The sequence below is a fragment of the uncultured Aquimonas sp. genome (assembly GCF_937888285.1).
Taxonomy (GTDB): Bacteria; Pseudomonadota; Gammaproteobacteria; order Xanthomonadales; family Xanthomonadaceae; genus Aquimonas.
The window spans coordinates 17037-33686 of record NZ_CALART010000109.1 but is presented as its reverse complement, the minus strand read 5'-3'; the positions used below and the strand labels follow the sequence as shown (position 1 = coordinate 33686).

Annotated in this window: 14 protein-coding genes; 2 read left to right on the top strand and 12 right to left on the bottom strand. The window is 70.3% G+C overall.

What is annotated here, in order from left to right:
* Window positions 1-2115, top strand: a complete 2115-nt coding sequence (locus Q0654_RS19480; protein WP_298856663.1) for a GGDEF domain-containing protein — start codon at window positions 1-3, stop codon at window positions 2113-2115.
* A complete protein-coding gene (locus Q0654_RS19475; RefSeq protein WP_298856662.1) occupies window positions 2112-4379 on the top strand; it encodes a GGDEF domain-containing protein in 2268 nt (755 codons plus the stop codon). Before Q0654_RS19480 ends, Q0654_RS19475 begins: the two co-directional genes overlap by 4 nt.
* Before the next feature lie 3 nt (window positions 4380-4382).
* On the opposite strand, the gene Q0654_RS19470 is transcribed toward Q0654_RS19475, so the two are convergent.
* From Q0654_RS19470 to uppS, 12 genes are all read right to left on the bottom strand, one after another.
* Entirely contained in the window at window positions 4383-5195 is an 813-nt protein-coding gene (locus Q0654_RS19470) for a GGDEF domain-containing protein (protein ID WP_298856661.1), read from the bottom strand.
* Between the two features lie 84 nt (window positions 5196-5279).
* Window positions 5280-5912 carry a ribonuclease HII gene (gene rnhB, locus Q0654_RS19465; protein ID WP_298856660.1) on the bottom strand — a complete coding sequence of 211 codons (633 nt, stop codon included), beginning with the start codon at window positions 5910-5912 and terminating at the stop codon, window positions 5280-5282.
* Window positions 5902-7065, bottom strand: coding sequence for a lipid-A-disaccharide synthase (lpxB, locus tag Q0654_RS19460; protein ID WP_298856659.1), 1164 nt, complete (start codon window positions 7063-7065; stop codon window positions 5902-5904). The genes rnhB and lpxB overlap by 11 nt, the downstream gene beginning before the upstream one ends.
* On the bottom strand, window positions 7065-7838 hold the full coding sequence (gene lpxA / locus Q0654_RS19455) for an acyl-ACP--UDP-N-acetylglucosamine O-acyltransferase (RefSeq protein WP_298856658.1): 774 nt from the start codon (window positions 7836-7838) through the stop codon (window positions 7065-7067). The genes lpxB and lpxA overlap by 1 nt, the downstream gene beginning before the upstream one ends.
* Entirely contained in the window at window positions 7835-8302 is a 468-nt protein-coding gene (gene fabZ, locus Q0654_RS19450; protein WP_298856657.1) for a 3-hydroxyacyl-ACP dehydratase FabZ, read from the bottom strand. The genes lpxA and fabZ overlap by 4 nt, the downstream gene beginning before the upstream one ends.
* Window positions 8299-9351, bottom strand: coding sequence for a UDP-3-O-(3-hydroxymyristoyl)glucosamine N-acyltransferase (gene lpxD / locus Q0654_RS19445; RefSeq protein WP_298856656.1), 1053 nt, complete (start codon window positions 9349-9351; stop codon window positions 8299-8301). The genes fabZ and lpxD overlap by 4 nt, the downstream gene beginning before the upstream one ends.
* Window positions 9348-9929 (bottom strand): OmpH family outer membrane protein, encoded by a 582-nt coding sequence (locus Q0654_RS19440; protein WP_298856655.1) that lies wholly within the window; start codon window positions 9927-9929, stop codon window positions 9348-9350. Before Q0654_RS19440 ends, lpxD begins: the two co-directional genes overlap by 4 nt.
* A 34-nt stretch (window positions 9930-9963) precedes the next feature.
* Window positions 9964-12339: an outer membrane protein assembly factor BamA gene (gene bamA, locus Q0654_RS19435; protein WP_298856654.1), complete on the bottom strand. Its 2376-nt coding sequence runs from the start codon at window positions 12337-12339 to the stop codon at window positions 9964-9966.
* 163 nt (window positions 12340-12502) lie between these two features.
* Complete coding sequence (gene rseP / locus Q0654_RS19430) at window positions 12503-13870, bottom strand: RIP metalloprotease RseP (protein ID WP_298856653.1); 1368 nt, start codon at window positions 13868-13870, stop codon at window positions 12503-12505.
* A gap of 28 nt (window positions 13871-13898) precedes the next feature.
* The gene (locus Q0654_RS19425; RefSeq protein WP_298856746.1) at window positions 13899-15080 is read right to left on the bottom strand and encodes a 1-deoxy-D-xylulose-5-phosphate reductoisomerase; all 1182 of its coding nucleotides are present in this window, start codon (window positions 15078-15080) and stop codon (window positions 13899-13901) included.
* On the bottom strand, window positions 15065-15886 hold the full coding sequence (locus Q0654_RS19420) for a phosphatidate cytidylyltransferase (RefSeq protein ID WP_298856652.1): 822 nt from the start codon (window positions 15884-15886) through the stop codon (window positions 15065-15067). The genes Q0654_RS19425 and Q0654_RS19420 overlap by 16 nt, the downstream gene beginning before the upstream one ends.
* Window positions 15883-16641, bottom strand: coding sequence for a polyprenyl diphosphate synthase (gene uppS, locus Q0654_RS19415; protein ID WP_298856650.1), 759 nt, complete (start codon window positions 16639-16641; stop codon window positions 15883-15885). Before uppS ends, Q0654_RS19420 begins: the two co-directional genes overlap by 4 nt.
* Window positions 16642-16650: the final 9 nt, after the last annotated feature.

Below are 16650 nucleotides of genomic sequence, written 5' to 3'. Positions count from 1 at the left end.
ATGCTGATCGCCGCGGCGTGCGGCACGTGGCTTGCCTGTGACCCCCTGTCCCCGCCGAGGCTGCCGCCCCTGGACGCCCGCTCGCTGCCGCTGCCGCTGCTGCTGAATTGGATCTGCCTGCTGCTGGCGGCGTTTGCGTGGACGCCGGCGCTCGCCCAGCCAGAGCCGGGGCAGCCCCTGAGCGCCCTGGAAGAGTCCTCCCTGCAGCAGTCGCTGGAGATCGAGGACCGAGACTGGGCGCGACCGGTGGAAGCGGCGGAGAAGCTCAGCGCGCTGGTGGAAGTCTTGCCCGATGCGTCGCCGCTGCGGCGCGAGCTGCTGGGTCTGGTCGGGCGCCTGTATGTCAACGCGGACATGTTCGAGGCTGCCGAAGCGGTCGCGAGCGGGCTGGACGCGCGCCAGCGCCTGCACGCCGACGGCAGCGATCTCGTCGCCAGCTCGATCCGGCTGCGCCTGCAGTCGCGCCGAGACGGCCTCGCCGGCGTGATGGCGCCGCTGCAGGCGATGGCGGCACGCGTCGATACCGAGCTCAGCCTCCGCGAACGTCTGCGCTACTGGTACAACGTCGCCGGCGCGCTGGCCAGCCAGGCCGAGTTCGGCGATGCGGTGCGCGCCTATCAGACCGCCGACGAACTGGCGGATGAGCTTGGGCGCCCGGGCTGGCGATCCACGGTCGGTTCGGCGCTGGCCGGAGTGCTGTCGCAGCTCGGCCAGCACGAGCGCGCGGTGGCGATGGCGCGCGAGGCCCTCGCATTCGCCCGCGAGCTGGGTGACGACACCCTGCTCGCCGATGCCTACACCACGCTGGGCGTGGTGCTGGAAGCCAGCGGCGACGCCGAGGGTCTGCTGCAGTCGATGCAGATGGCGATCGAGCACGCCCGCCGCGCCGACAACGGCGTGGGGCTGTCCGTTCTGCTTGGCAATGTCGCCCACTACCATCTGGTCCGGCGGCAGTTCGCGGAGGCGGAGCGCTTTTCGCAGGAGGCGTTGGACATCGCCGAGCAGTCCGAGGACACGCGCGGGCGGGCCCTGGCGCTGGCGAATCTGGGTCTGTCCCGCATCGGCCTCGGCCGTATCGAGGAAGGCAAGGCGCTGGTCGCGCAGAGCCTCGAGTACGACCAGCTGGAGGGCCTGCGCAACGAGATGGCGCTGACCCATGCCGAGCTGGGGGCCGCGCTGGAACAGGCCGGTGACCTCGACGGAGCGGTGCAGGCCCTGCACGCAGCCCGGCGACTGCAGGACGAGATCTTCCGCGAGGACCAGCAGCGCGCCGTGCTGGCGGCCCAGGAGAAGGTCGCGGCGCAGCGTCGCGAGAAGGAAATCCAGCAGCTGCAGGCCGAGACCGCGCGCCAGATCGCCGAGGTCGAACGCAACCGCCTGCAACAGTGGGTCTGGCGCCTGCTCTCGGTCCTGCTGGTACTGGCCCTGGTGCTGCTGGTGATCGGCGTCAGGCGCCTGCGCGCGAGCAACCGCCGGCTGGCGGGCGTGAACGCCCAGCTGCGCCTGCAGAGCGAGCGCGATCCGCTGACCGGGCTGGCGAACCGTCGCCACGTCCAAGCGGTGGTCCAGCATGCCCAGGGAGGGCGCAGCTTCCGCGGCACCCTGCTGCTGATCGACCTCGACCACTTCAAGCAGGTCAACGACCGCCATGGCCATGCAGTGGGCGACGCTCTGCTGGTCGAAACCGCGCGGCGCCTGCGTGCCCTGTGTCGCGGCGAAGACCTTGCCGCCCGCTGGGGCGGCGAGGAATTCCTGCTGGCGCTGGACTGGCTGGCGCCGGACGATGCCGAGCATCTCGCTGCCCGCCTGCTGCGCGAGCTGTCGCAGCCGATCGACGTCGACGGCGTGCGGATTCCAATCAGCGCCTCGATCGGCTATGCCGCGATCCCCCTGCCGCCGTCCGCGCTGGCGCTGCCTTTCGAGCAGGCCCTGCGGCTGGTCGATGCAGGCCTGTATCTGGCCAAGCTGCGCGGGCGCCATCGCGCCTGCGGGATCACCTGGATCCGCGAGAGCGCCGCGGCCAAGCTCGAAGCGCTGATCGCCGACATCGAGCACGCCGAGGCCCTGGGCCGGGTCGGCCTGCAGTTCGTGATCGGCGAGGGGGATGCCGCATGAATGCGCACGCGCAGAACGATAGTGCCACCGGCTGCTTCCGTAGCGGAAAGAGGGTCGGCACCTGCGTCGGGCTGCTGCTGATCGCGCTGGCCGGCCCGGCGGACGGGCTGGGCGCGCCTGCCGCGGTGCAGGACCCGCTGGACATCCCGGCCGGCGCGCGAGTGCATTCGGACATGGGCCTCAACTCTGCAGACCCCGACCTGCCTGCGGCCCGGATCGATGCCGCCGTGCGCCTCGCCAGCGAGGATCCGCGGCGCGCACTCGCCGCGCTGGACGCACTGGCGGTGCAGTGGGGCCTGCCGCCGCCCGCGCAGCAGGTCTTGCCGCCTGACGAGGGGCTCGCGGTCCGGTCGGTACCCGAGCACGCGACGCTGCTGCGCTTGCTGGCGCGGGCGCGCCTGCAGGTGCTGGTCGATGCGCGCGATGCCGCGGCACTGGCAGCAGCGCTGGCGGGGGCGCCGCCACAGGCCACCCCCGCCAGCCCTGAAGCGGCCGACCACGCCTTGATGCAGGCCCAGCTGGCCGAACTCGAGAACCGCCCGCGCGATGCCGCCGAGCGTGCATCCGCGGCGCTCACGTTCTACCGCGCCAGCTGCCCGCTGCCGGCGGCGCTGCGCGCGGGCGTCGAGGCCGCTGGCGTTCGCGGCGACGCGCCCGAAGCGCCCGACCTGCGGACTTCTCCGCACTGCGACTACCGGGCGATCTGGCAGGCCGAGCGCATCCTCGAGCGCCAGGCCATGACCTCGGGCGTGCAGACGCAGGCGCGCGCCAGCGCCGAGGCGCGGCTCGCGCTGGCGCTGGCGGCCGGCGACGCCCACCGTGCCGCCCAGACCTGGTCGCTGCTGGCCTACCTCGCGGCACTCGCCGCCGAGCCCGCCAGTGAGGTCGACCGACTGCTGGGCCAGGCGCGCGCCCATGCCGAACAGGCCGGCGACAGCGAGCTCAGGATCCGCATCCTGGTGAACGAATCGGCCGTGGCCAGCCTGCAGGGCGACGCCCGCACCGGGGTCGCGCGCATCCGCAGCGCATTGGCGCTGGCGCGCTCGGCAGGACTGCAGCGGCTGCAGCCGATGCTGCTGACCAATCTGTCCGACGCCCAGCTGCGCCTGCGCCAGCCACGGCAGGCCCTGCGCACCGTCGAGGAGGCGCTGCCCCTGGCCGAACGGCTGGGCGAGGTCCGGGTGCTGCATGCGCTGCGCAACAACGCCGGTCTGGCGCTGATCGGTTTGGGACAGGTCGAGGCCGGCAAGCGCGAGATGGAGCGGTCCGAAGCGCTGCTGGGCAGCGAGGGCAACAGTGGCCAGCGCGTCGCCATGCTGCGCGAGTTCGGCGAAGCCCTGGCTGCGGCCGGTGATGCGCGCGGCGCGCTTGAGCTCTATCACCGCGAACGCGCGCTGGCCGCGCAGATCAGCCGGGAGAACCTGGAGGCCGCGCTGCGCGAGATCCAGGCCAGTTTCGACGCCGAAGTGCGCCAGCGCGACATGGCGCTGCTGCAGGACCAGGTGGCGACCCGCAACGAGGAGCTTGCCAGCCAGGACCTCACCCTGCGCATCTGGCTGCTGCTGATGGCCCTGCTCGGTGTGCTGCTGTTGCTGGGGGGCCTGCTGTACGGGCGCCTGCGCGGCCGCGAACGCCTGCTCAGCGAACGTCGCGAACGCCTGCGCCGCGAATCGGAACAGGATCCGCTCACCGGGCTGGGCAACCGCCGCGCCTTCGAGGCGCGCATGCAGGCGCTGCCGCCCGACGCACCGCCGGGTGCGCTGCTGCTGCTGGATGTCGATCACTTCAAGCGCATCAACGATCGCCACGGCCATGCCGCGGGCGACGTCGTGCTGGTCGAGGTCGCGCGACGCATCCTTGCCTGCCTGCGCCGCGAGGACCTGGTGGTGCGCTGGGGCGGCGAGGAGTTCCTGGTCCACGTCGCGGGCATGGACGGCGCGCGCGCCCTGGGCCTGGCGCGGCGCATCCTCGAACGGATCGCCGGCGATCCCGTCGAAACCGCGAATGGCAGCCTGCAGGTGACGGCCTCATTGGGCCTGTGCATGGACCGCCTGCCGAGCTGCCCGGTGCAGCTGAACTGGGAAGAGCGCCTGCGGCTGGCCGACCTCGCCCTTTACGCGGCCAAGAGCCGGGGGCGCGGGCGCGCGGTTGGCGTGCTCGACAGCGCCGCGGACGGCGACGCCCTGCGTGCGCCCGAAATCGACTTCGAGGCCGCCGAGCGCAGCGGTCGGCTGCGGGTCCAGAGCGTGGTGGCCAGCATCTGAGGCTCAGCCGGCGCTGACCGCCGCGCTGCGACGCAGGAGCGGCGACTTGCCGGCACCGGCGGGGTCGGACTGCACGCGGTTGCGCCCCTCCGCCTTGGCGGCGTACAGCGCCTTGTCTGCGCGCGCCAGCAGCGAGGGCTCGTCGCGGTCCAGGCTGGGCTCCAGGCTGGCAACGCCGATGCTGATTCGAATCCTCGATTCCGCTTCGACCGCGCGCCGCAGGCGCTCGCCGAGACCCACGGCCTCGCGCAGGCCGCTGGGCGAGATCACCGCGAACTCCTCGCCGCCGAAGCGTGCGACCACGGTGTCGCTGCGCACCGCGCGCTGCAGCAGCTGGCCGAGCTCGCGCAGCAGGCTGTCGCCGGCGAGATGGCCTTCGCTGTCGTTGACCTGCTTGAAGTGGTCGACATCGATGAGCAGCACCGAGAGCCGGCGCCCTGTAAGCAAGGCGCGCTCGAAGCCCTCGCGCAGCAGGCGGTCGAAATGCCGGCGGTTGGACACGCCGGTCAACGCATCGGTATCGGCGAGGTCGCGCAGCGTGCGGTTGGCGCTGACCAGGTCGGCGGTGCGCCGCGCGACCACCTGGTCGAGCTCCTGCTGGCGCAGCCTGCGCAGCTGCTGCAGGTGGTGACGGTGCCTCACGCTCTGCAGGACCAGGGCCAGTACGGCCAGCAGCGAGGCCCAGGCGAAGCCCTGCCAGAACTGGGCCCCGCTACCGCCGCTCTGCGCGAGCGCAGCCGCAGGAACGACGAGCAGGAGCAGGGGCGGCAGCCTCCGCAGTGCAGGCGCGTCTGTCACGATTGTCTGCAACTTCATGCGGAGTCCGTGACGGGCCGCACGGCGGCCTCGGGCAGCGCGCGATCCTACCCGCCTTGGCCCGGCTTGACCATGCGAAGGGGTCTACAAGGGCAGTTCCGATTGCCGAGCGGTCAAGGCATCGCGCACCGGCCGGAAGCTGAGGCGATGGGCAGGACAGGGGCCCAGCTTTGCCAGGGCTTCCAGATGCACAGGCACCGGATAGCCCTTGTGGGCGGCGAAGCCATAGCCGGGATAGCGGCGATCGAGTTCCAGCAGGCTGCGATCGCGGCTGACCTTGGCGAGGATCGAGGCCGCGCCGATGGCCGGATCACGGGCATCGCCCTTGACCCAGGCCTCGGCGGGGCAAGGCAGGCCGGGCGGGATGGCGTTGCCGTCGATCCGCGCCAGCGCTGGCTGCATCGGCAGGCCACAGACCGCGCGGCGCATGCCCTCCAGGGTGGCGCGGTAGATGTTGAGCGCGTCGATCTCGGCCGGCTCGATGTACACGATCCGCCAAGCGAGGGCCCGCTCGATGATCTGATCGAACAGGGCCTCGCGGCGCTTCTCGCTGAGCTGCTTGGAGTCGCCCAGCCCCTCTATCGGCCGCGCCGGATCGAGGATCACTGCTGCCATCACCAGCGGGCCCGCCAGCGGGCCGCGCCCGGCCTCGTCGACGCCGGCGATGCCGGGCGTGCGCGCGCTGCAGGGCGCGTTGCTGCCAGGATCAACGCGCATCGATCAGCTCGGCGATCGCGGCCGCGGCGCTGACGCTGGCGCCCTGTCTCAGGGTGGCGTGGATGTCGGCGAAGGCTCCCGTCTGCGCGGCTGCAGCCGCAGGGGAGTCCAGCAAGGGCGCCAGCGCGCCCTCCAGCACTTCGGGCCGGCAGTCGTCCTGCAGGCACTCGGGCACCAGCGCGCGGCCGGCGAGTGCATTGGGCAGGCTGAAGTGGCTCACCTTGAGCAGGCCGAAGGTCCGCACGATCCAGTGCGTCAGCGCGCTGATGCGGTAGCCCACGACCATCGGCGTGCCGGCCAGCAGGGCTTCGAGTGCGGCGGTGCCCGAGGCCAGCAGCACCGCATCGGCAGCGCGCAGGGCCAGCGCCGACTGGCCGTCGAGCAGGCGGATGCGCGGCGATGAGCTGGCGCGTGCGAGCTGCGCTTCGAAAGCCGCGCGGCAGGCTGGATTCGCCATCGGTGCGACGACATGCAGCTCCGGACGCGCGGCCTGCAGGCGTGCGGCGGTGGCGATGAAGTCGGCGCCGATGCGGCCGATCTCGCCAAGCCGGCTGCCGGGCAGCAGGGCCAGCACCTTGGCTTCAGGCGCGATCCCGAGCTCGGCGCGCGCGGTCAGGCGCTCATGTGGCAGCGGGTACTGCTCGGCCAACGGATGGCCGATGAAGCGGGCGTCGACGCCGTACTCGGCATAGATCGGCGGCTCCATCGGAAACAGGCACAGCACGCGGTCGGCCGAGGCACCGATCCTGGCCGCGCGCTCGCGGCGCCAGGCCCAGACCGAAGGGCTGACGTAATGCACGGTGCGCAGGCCGGTCTGCTTCAGGCGACGCTCCAGGCCCAGGTTGAAGTCCGGCGCATCGATGCCGATGAAGACGTCGGGCCGCAGTTGCAGCAGGCGCGCGCGCAGCTGGCGACGCAGCTTCAGCAGGCGCGGCAGGTGGCGCAGCACCTCGGCAAGGCCCATCACTGCGAGTTCGCTGCAGTCCCACCAGGCCTCGAAACCTTCGGCGCGCATCTGCGGGCCGCCAACGCCGACGAAGCGCGCCTGCGGATGGCGCCGGCGCAGGGCGCGGATCAGGTCGGCGCCGAGCAGGTCGCCCGAGGCCTCGCCCGCCACCAGCGCGATGACCGGCGCGGGCCTCGCTGCGTCCATCAGCGGATCAGGCTGCGCGTGCTGCCGTCGATGAAGTCGAGCAGCAGCTTGAGATCCTCCGAGGCCTGGGCCTCGTCGGCGATCTTCGCGCGCGCCTCGGCGAGCGGCAGGCCGGCCATGTAGAGGGTGCGGTAGCCGCGCTTGATCGCGGCGATCCGCTCGGTGCTGAAGCCGCGGCGCTTCAGGCCCTCGGCATTGATGCCGCGCGGCTGTGCGTACTCGCCGGCGACCATGACGTACGGAGGCACGTCGCGATTGACCGAGGCGCCCATTGCGGTGAAGGCGTGGTCACCGACCTTGCAGAACTGGTGGATCAGGCTGAAGCCGCCGAGGATCACCTGGTTGCCGATGTGCACGTGACCCGCCATCGAGGCGGCGTTGGCGAAGGTGTTGTGGTTGCCGATCCGGCAGTCGTGCGCGATGTGCACGTAGGCCATGATCCAGTTGTCGTCGCCGATCGAGGTGATGCCTGCATCATCCGCGGTGCCGCGGTTGATGGTGACGAACTCGCGGATCAGGTTGCGGTCGCCGATCACCAGCTCGCAGCGCTCGCCGCGGAACTTCTTGTCCTGCGGCTCGCCGCCGATCGCGGCGAAGCTGTGGATTCGGTTGTCGCGGCCGATGCGGGTGGGGCCGTGGATCACTACGTGGGAGTCGATGCGCGTGCCGGCGCCGATTTCCACCTCGTCGCCGATCACGCAGAAGGGGCCGATCTCGACGCCTTCGCCGAGCTTCGCCCCCGGGTGGATGACGGCGCTCGGATGCACGCTCATGACGCGCGCTCCGCGCACAGGATCTCGCAGCAGGCCACTTCACGGCCGTCGACCGTGGCCACGCACTCGTACTGGCCCATGCCCATGCGCATGCGCTTCTGCACCGACTCAAGCACCAGCTGGTCGCCGGGGACCACGGTGCGCGCGAAGCGCGCCTTGTCGACCTTGACCAGGTAGAAGATCGGTTCCTCGCCCTTGGGCTTGGGCGGCTCGGACAGCTGGGTCAACAGACCCGAGGCCTGGGCCAGGGCTTCGACCACCAGCACGCCCGGCATCACCGGATGGCCGGGAAAGTGGCCCTGGAAGAAGGGCTCGTTGATGCTCACGTTCTTGATCGCGCGGATGCGCGCGCGCGGCTCCAGCTCGATCACCCGGTCGACCAGCAGGAAGGGGTAGCGGTGCGGCAGGATGCCCATGATCCGGGTCACGTCGACCGGCAGTTCGGGCAGGTAGGGCTCGCTCATGAGCTCGATGGGTCCTTGTCGTTGTTGTTGTTCTCGCGCCCCTCGCGCAGCACGCGGCGCGCGAGCTGGTCGAGCTGGCGGAAGCGCGCGGCGTTGCGTCGCCACTGCCGGCTTTCCTGCAGCGGGACGCCGGAGGAGTACTGGCCGGGCTGATCGATGCTGCTGGTCACCAGCGAGCGTGCGGTCAGGGTGACCTTGTCGCAGATGCTGAGGTGGCCGACGATGCCGACGCCACCGCCGATCAGGCAGTAGCTGCCGATTTTCGCCGATCCGGCGATCGCCGCGCACCCTGCCACCGCCGTATGGTCGCCGATCACCACGTTGTGGCCGACCTGCACCAGGTTGTCGATGCGGACATCCACGCCGAGGCGGGTGTCCTCCAGCGCGCCGCGGTCGATGCAGGTGTTGGCCCCGATCTCGCAGTCGTCGCCGATCTCGACGCCGCCGAGCTGCGGCACCTTGATCCACTGGCCGGCCTTCATGGCGAGCCCGAAACCGTCGGCGCCCAGCACGGCGCCCGGATGGATACGCACGCGTCGGCCCAGGCGCACGCGGGTCACCAGGGTCACCCGCGCGACCAGTGTGCTGTGCGCGCCGACGGTACAGTCCTCGCCGATCACGCAGCCCGGGCCGAGTACGGCGCCAGCTTCGATGCGCGAGCGGGCGCCAACGCTGCAGTGCGGCCCGACGCTGGCGTCCGCCGCGATGTTTGCGCTTGGATCGATGATTGCCGTTGGATGTACGCCGGCGACCGCTTCGGGCTGTGCCTCGAAGAGCGCGGCGATCTCGGCGAATGCCACGTAGGGGTCACGGGCGATCAGGACCGGGCAGGGCGCGGCGTCGGCGTCGGCCGCGCGCAGCACCACCGCGCTGGCGAGGGTGCCGGCGAGGTCGCGCCGGTACGCGCTGTTGGCCAGGAAACCCAGCTTGCCGTCGCCGGCACCTGCCAGGGTCGCCACGCCGTCGATGCGGGTCGCGCCGGCACCGCGGTATTCCAGCCCGAAGCGCTGCGCCAGCGTTTCCAGAGTGAAGACGGGTGCTGCGTTCACGGTTCGCCGTCCAGCCTGCGCTCGCGCTCCAGCAGGTCGAGCACGCGGTCGGTGATGTCGACGCGGCCGGAAACATACAGCGCACCGCTGGACACCACCAGATCGAGGTCGTTGCTCCGCGCGTACTGGGCGATGGCCTCGTTGAGTACCGGCCAGGCGCGCTGCACTTCCTGCTCGCTGCGGTTCTCCAGTTCCGAGCGCAGTCGCTCGCGGGTGCGCTCGACGGAGCGGCGCAGGGGATCCAGTTCGGCGCGCAGGGCGGTAGCCTGCTCGCCCTCTGCGCTCAGCAGCCTCGACTGCAGGGCAGCGACGCGCTGCTCATCCTCGCGCAGCAGGGCGATCGAGGCGTCGAACTCACGCTGCAGGCGCGCGCGGGCCTCGCGCACCTGCGGTGAATCGTCGATCAGCCGCTTCATGTCCACGTAGGCGATGCGAGTGGCGGCCGCCTGCTGTGCCACGGCCGCCGTCGCCAATGCCATCGTTGCGATCAGGCCGATCAGCAGGGGCAGGGCGCGCCAGCCCCGGCCGCGCTTGCCCGCGGCGAAGGGAGGCCTGTGGACGCGCGGGCGTCGGAGCATCGGCGGCGGTTCCGGCAGGGCTCCAGGGCCGTGCTCAGAACAGGGTGCCGAAGGTGAACTGCAGCTTCTCGACGCGATCGATCTCGCGGTCGTACTTCAGCGGCTGCGCCCAGCTGATGGTGATCGGGCCGATTGGCGCCTGCCACTGCAGGGCGATGCCGGCGCTGGCGCGCAGTTCACTGGCGCTGAAGTTGTCGGTGCCGGCGAAGACGTTGCCGTAGTCGATGAAGGCCGACACGCGTGCGCTGTTCGAGTCGAGCAGGGTGGGGAAGATGAACTCGAAGCTGCCGGCGGTCTTCAGCGAGCCGCCCAGCGGCTGGCGCGTGTCGGGCGCCAGCGTGCCGAAGCCGACCGGGCCCAGGGTGTTGGTCTCGAAGCCGCGGATCGAGCGTTCGCCGCCGGCGTAGAAGTTCTCGAAGAAGGGCAGGCCGTCCGCCACGACGACACGCTGCGCCGGATTGCCCTGGGCATCGGTGAAGTCGATCGTGCGTTCCTTGCGCTCGCCGTAGCTGTCGCCGTAGCCGATGTCGGCGCGGGTCAGCAGCACCAGATGGCGGGACAGCGGCCAGTAGCGGTTGAACTCGTAGCTGAGCTTGTAGTACTCGACCGTCGAGCCCGGCAGGGTCACTTCCGCCGCGACCCGCTGGAAGGTGCCGCGGGTGGGGTTGAAGAAGGCGTTGGTGGTGTTGCGCGACCACGACAGCTCGGAGCGCCAGGAGTTGAAGGTACGGCGTTCCAGCGCGTTGATGTAGTCGACGATCTCCTGCGGCGTGAAGCCCTCGAACGGCGTGATGCTGTTGCTGTCGATGCCGAAGGAGAGTCCGACGGTGTCGGTTTCGGTGATCGGCAGGCCGAAGATCGCGCGGAAGCTGCCGGAGTCCGAGCTGAAGTTGGCGAGGTTGGCGTCGCCCTGGTCGAGCTCGCGGTAGCTCATGTTGTAGCCCACCGAGACGCCGTCTTCAGTGAAGTACGGGTCGAAGTAGGAGAAATCCATGCGCTTGACGAAGCTGTTGTTCTGCACCGTCACGCCGATCTGGTTGCCGGTGCCGAAGAAGTTGCTCTGCTGCACCGACACGGTGGTGATCAGGCCCGAATACTGCGAATAGCCGAGGCCGAACTGGAAACTGCCCGAAGTCCGCTCGGTGACGCTGATCTCGACATCGACCTGGTCCTCGGTGCCCGGCACCTGCGGCGTGTCGATGGTGACGTCGTCGAAGAAGCCCAGTCGCTGCAGGCGGATCTTGCTGCGATCGATCGCCGCCTGCGAGAACCACATGCCCTCGAACTGGCGCATCTCGCGGCGCAGCACCTCGTCGGAGGTGCGCGTATTGCCCTTGAACACGATGCGGCGGACGTTGACGCGCTTGCCCGGATCGACCACGAAATTGATCGAGACCGTGCGCTTCTCGCGGTCGACGGTCGGCACCGGGTTCACGTTGGCGAAGGCGTAGCCGATGTTCGACAGGGTGTTGGTCATCGCGTCGGAGGTGAATTCCAGAAGACGCCGCGAGAAGGTCTGACCTTCGGCGATGAACACCAGCTTCTCCATCTCCTCCACCGGGATCACGGTGTCGCCCGAGACCTTGACGTCGGACACCGTGTAGACCTCGCCCTCGCTGACGCTGGCGGTGATGTACATGTCGCGGCGGTCTGGGCTGATCGAGACCTGGCTCGACTCGATGTTGAAGTCGACATAGCCGCGGTCGAGGTAGAACGAGGTCAGCTTCTCCAGGTCGCCCGAGAGCTTCTCGCGCGAGTACTGGTCATCCTGGCGGTACCAGGACAGCCAGTTGGTGGTGCCCGACTCCCACTCTTCGAGGATTTCCTCGTTGCTGAAGGTGTTGTTGCCGACCAGGTTCAGGTGCTTGATCTTGGCAGCGCGACCTTCCTTGATGTCGATCTTGATGTCGACGCGGTTGCGGTCGAGCTGGCTGACCGTCGGGCTGATCGAGACGTTGTACTTGCCGCGGTTGTTGTACTGGCGGGTCAGTTCCTGGGTGACCTTGTCCAGCTGCAGCTGGTTGAAGGTCTCGCCCTCGGACAGGCCGATGCCGGACAGGCCCTTGGTCAGCTCCTCGGTCTTGATGTCCTTGTTGCCGGTCAGGGTGATGCTGTTGATGGCCGGTCGTTCGGTGACCGTCACCACCAGGATGCCGTCGCCCTGGCGATCCAGTTTGACGTCGCTGAAGAAGCCGGTGCGGAACAGCGCGCGGATGGCATCCGAGGCCTCGGCGCGGCCGACGCGGTCACCCAGCTCCAGCGGCAGGTAGGTGAAGACCGTGCCCGCCGAGATCCGCTGCAGGCCGTCGACGCGGATGTCCGAGATGACGAAGGGCTCGAAGCTCTGGGCCTGCACGGGGGCGGCAATCACGAAGGCCAGCAGGGGGAGCGCGGTGTATCGGTTGCTCATCGGGTCCGTTTCCGTTCAAAGGCGCCCGTCCGCGACTGGATAGCGCAGCTGCAGGCATACACACCCTCGGCGGAGAGTCCCGTTCGGCGGGCGCTCCCCGGGAAGGGGCTGGGGGGTGCCGGGCGGGTAGGGCGTGCCCGCACGGCGGAGGCGTCTTTCCGGCTCAAGAACTGAACAGGCGCAGGATGTCGTTGTAGAACGCGAGGGCCATCAGGCCGCCCAGCATTGCCAAGCCGACGTACTGGCCGAGGATCAGGGACTTCTCGCTGACCGGCGCGCCTTTGATCGCTTCGATAAGGTAATACAGCAGATGACCCCCGTCCAAGATCGGTATGGGCAGGAGGTTCATGATGCACAGGCTGAGCGAGAGCACGCCCAGGAAGAACAGGAACCAGGCGAGGCCGCGCTGGGCCGAGTCGTTGGCGTACTGGGCGATCGAGATGGGCCCCGACAGGTTCTGCAGCGAGGCCACGCCGGTCACCATGCGGTAGAGCATGCCGAAGGTGGTCGTGGTCAGGCGCCAGGTCTCGCGGAACGACGCAGCCACTGCCTCGATGGGCCCGTAGCGCAGCACGGCATCGTGCGGGGCAGAGGCCGGCTGGGCGCGCAGGCCGAGGATGAAGGGCGGCGCCTGTGGGTTGGTCTGCGCCTCCGGGTTGGGCGCAGGCGTCAGCGTCACTTCCTGGATCGAGCCGGCGCGCTCGAAACTCAGGCGTGCCGGGCGCCCGGCCTCGGCCGCCTCGAGAACGCGAGGGGTCACCTGGTCCCAGGAGGCGATGCGCTGCCCGTCGATGCCGAGGATCCGGTCGCCCGCCTGCAGGCCTGCCTGCGCGGCGGGCGCACCCGCGGACACCTCTCCGATCACCGGCGCCAGCAGCACCTGCTGCGGCACCAGCCCGATCGCCGGCATCAGCGCGGACTCCTTGACGCCCTCGGGCAGGCGGCTCAGGTCGAGCTGACGCGTACGCGCGTTGCCCTCGGCATCGAGCACCTCCACCGCCACGCTGCGGCGGTCCAGTGCGGCGCCGATCAGGCCCATGCCGACGTGGGTCCAGGTCTGCATGGCCTCGCCGTCGACGCTGAGGATGCGGTCGCCTTCACGGAATCCGGCCTCGGCGGCGATCTTGTCGGCGCGCCCCACCAGCGGCTGGTAGTCGCCCTTGCCGACCAGGAACATGCCCCACAGCAGCAGCAGGCAGAGCAGCAGGTTGAAGATCGGGCCGGCGGCGACGATGGCGACGCGCTGGCGCAGGGGCTTGCGGTTGAAGGCCTGGTCGAGCTGGTCGGCGGGCACCTCGGCCTCGCGCTCGTCGAGCATCTTGACGTATCCGCCCAGCGGCAGGGCGGCCACCACGTATTCGGTGCCGTCGCGGCCGATGCGCGTCCACAGCGGCTTGCCGAAGCCCACCGAGAAGCGCAGCACGCGCACGCCACAGCGGCGCGCGACCCAGTAGTGGCCGAACTCGTGGAAGGTGACCAGGATGCCGAGGCTGACGATCAGCCACCAGATGGAACCTACGATGTCCTGCATTGCGGGCTGCGCGTCCTAGAGGGGGCCTTCAGCAGAGGCCGCTGCGCGCATGTTCGCGCACCCGGGCGTCCAGAGCGAGGAGCGCCGGCAGATCGTCGGCGCGTTCGCCCCCGAACCGCTGCAGGCAGGCATCGATCAGCTCGGGGATGCCTAGGAAGCCCAAGCGGCCCTGAAGAAAGCCTGAAACCGCCTCTTCATTGGCCGCGTTCAGGCAGGTCGTCGCCGCCGGACCCGTACGCAGGGCCTCGAATGCCAGCCGCAGGCAGGGGAAGGCCTCGGTGTCGGGTGCCTCGAAGTCGAGCCGACCCATCTTCACCAGATCCAGCGCGGAGACGCCGGCCTCGACCCGTTCCGGCCACGCCAGGGCGCAGGCGATGGCGGTGCGCATGTCCGGCGGGCCGAGCTGGGCCAGCAGCGAGCCGTCGAGATACTCGACCAGCGAGTGCACGATGCTCTGCGGATGCACCACCACTTCGATGCGCTCGGCGGGTGCGCCGAACAGCCAGTGCGCCTCGATGACTTCCAGGCCCTTGTTCATCAGGCTGGCCGAATCGACCGAGATCTTGCGGCCCATGCTCCAGTTCGGATGCGCGCAGGCCTGCTCCGGGGTGATCTGCGCAAGCTCCGCGCGCTTGCGGCCGCGGAACGGCCCGCCCGAGGCGGTCAGCACCAGCCGGCGGAGGCGCGCATCGAAGCCGTGTCCGACCGCGGGCTGGGGCAGGCACTGGAACAGTGCGCTGTGCTCGGAGTCGACCGGAATCAGCTCGGCGCCGCTGCGACGCACTGCGTCCAGCAGCAGGGCGCCGGCGACGACGATGCTTTCCTTGTTGGCCAGCAGCAGGCGCTTGCCGGCTTCGGCGGCGGCCAGGGTCGAGCGCAGGCCGGCGGCACCGACAATCGCGGCCAGCACTGTGTCGCACAGCCCAGAGCGGGCGGCCGCTTCCAGCGCGTCGGGGCCGGCGGCCGCTTCGGTGGCAAGGCCGCGCTGGGCGAGGCCGTGCTTGAGCGCGACGTAGTGCAGCGGATTGGCGATGATCGCCAGCTCGGGGCGATGCCGCTCGCAGAGCGAGAGCAGCGCGTCGACCTGGTCGTTGGCGCTGAGAATGCTGGCGCGGAAACGCTCGGGGTGGCGGCCGATCACATCCAGCGCGCTGCCGCCGATCGAGCCGGTGGCGCCGAAGACCGCGACCCGCCTCACAGGCCCAGCCAGACTTTGCCGACCGCGAACACCGGCAGGGCCGCGACGACGCTGTCGACGCGGTCGAACACGCCGCCGTGGCCGGGAATCAAGTGACCCGAATCCTTGGCTCCGCCCTGGCGCTTGATCACGCTTTCGAACAGATCGCCCAGCACCGAGGCCAGTGCGGTCACCAGAGTCAGCAGCAGCAGGGCCGGCAGCTGGGCGATGCCGAGGCCCAGCAGGGCGAAGCAGGCGCTCGACAGCAGCAGGGCAGCCGTCAGCCCGCCCCAGAAGCCCGCCCAGGTCTTGCCGGGGCTGATCGAGGGGCACAGCTTGCGCCCGCCGATGCGCGTGCCCGCATAGAAGGCGCCGGTGTCCGCTGCCCACACCAGGGCGATCGCGAACAGGGCCCAGCGCGGGCCGACCGGCTCATCGGCATGCAGCAGCGCGAGTCCTGCCCAGGCCGGCACGATCAGCAGCACCAGGATCAGCAGCTTGGCGCCGCGTTTGACCGGCGCGTTGCCGGCCAGCAGTCGCGGGCGCAGCAGCCACAGTGTGGCCAGCAACCACCACACGCAGCCGATCAGGGTGACCAGCGGATAGAGGTTGTGCAGATGGCTGCTCTGGTGCGAGAGCCAGGCCATCAGCGCTGCCGGCGGCAGCAGCACGGCGGCGCGACCGGCAGCGCCTTCGATGCCGATCAGCGCGGCCCACTCCCAGGCGGCGAGCAGGAAAATCACGGCCACCAGCGGCATCAGGATCGAGGTGGGCAGCCACAGCAGCGCGCTGATCGCCAGCGGTGCCATCAGCAGCGCGGTGAGCACGCGCTGGTTCATGGGGGGGTCTCCTTCAGCTGTTCGCTGGTGCGGCCGAAGCGGCGCTCGCGGCTGGCATAGGCGGCGAGCGCCTCGTCCAGCGCGTCGCGGCTGAGGTCGGGCCACAGGGTTTCGGTGAAGTACAGCTCGGTGTAGGCCAGCTGCCAGAGCAGGAAATTGCTGATGCGCTGGTCGCCGCCGGTGCGCAGGAACAGGTCCGGCGGCGGCAGCTCGGCGAGGCAGGTCTCGGCCTGCAGCAGCGCTTCATCGATCTGCGCCGGGTCCAATTCGCCGCGCGCCACCCGTTCGGCCAGCCGTCGCGCCGCGCGCGCGATGTCCCAGCGGCCGCCGTAGCTTGCGGCGATGCTGAGCTGCAGCCCGCCATTGCCGGCCGTCAGCAGCTCGGCGCGATCCATGCGGGCCTGCAGGTCGGCCTTGAAGTGGCTGCGTTCGCCAATGAAACGCAGGCGCACGCGGCGCCGGTGCAGCTCCTCGACCTCGCGGTCGAGTGCGCGCAGGAACAGGCCCATCAGGGCCGAGACTTCCTCGGCCGGGCGCTGCCAGTTCTCGCTGGAGAAGGCGAACAGGGTCAGCGCGCCGATGCCGCGCTCGATGCACCAGTCGATGCACAGGTTGACCGCGCGCGCACCGGCGCGGTGGCCGAGCGTGCGCGGCCGGCCGCGCTGCTTCGCCCAGCGCCCGTTGCCGTCCATGATGACGGCGAGATGGCGGGGCACCGTCGCGGCGGTGGCCTCGGTCGGCGGGGCGGCACTCATGCCGGCGGG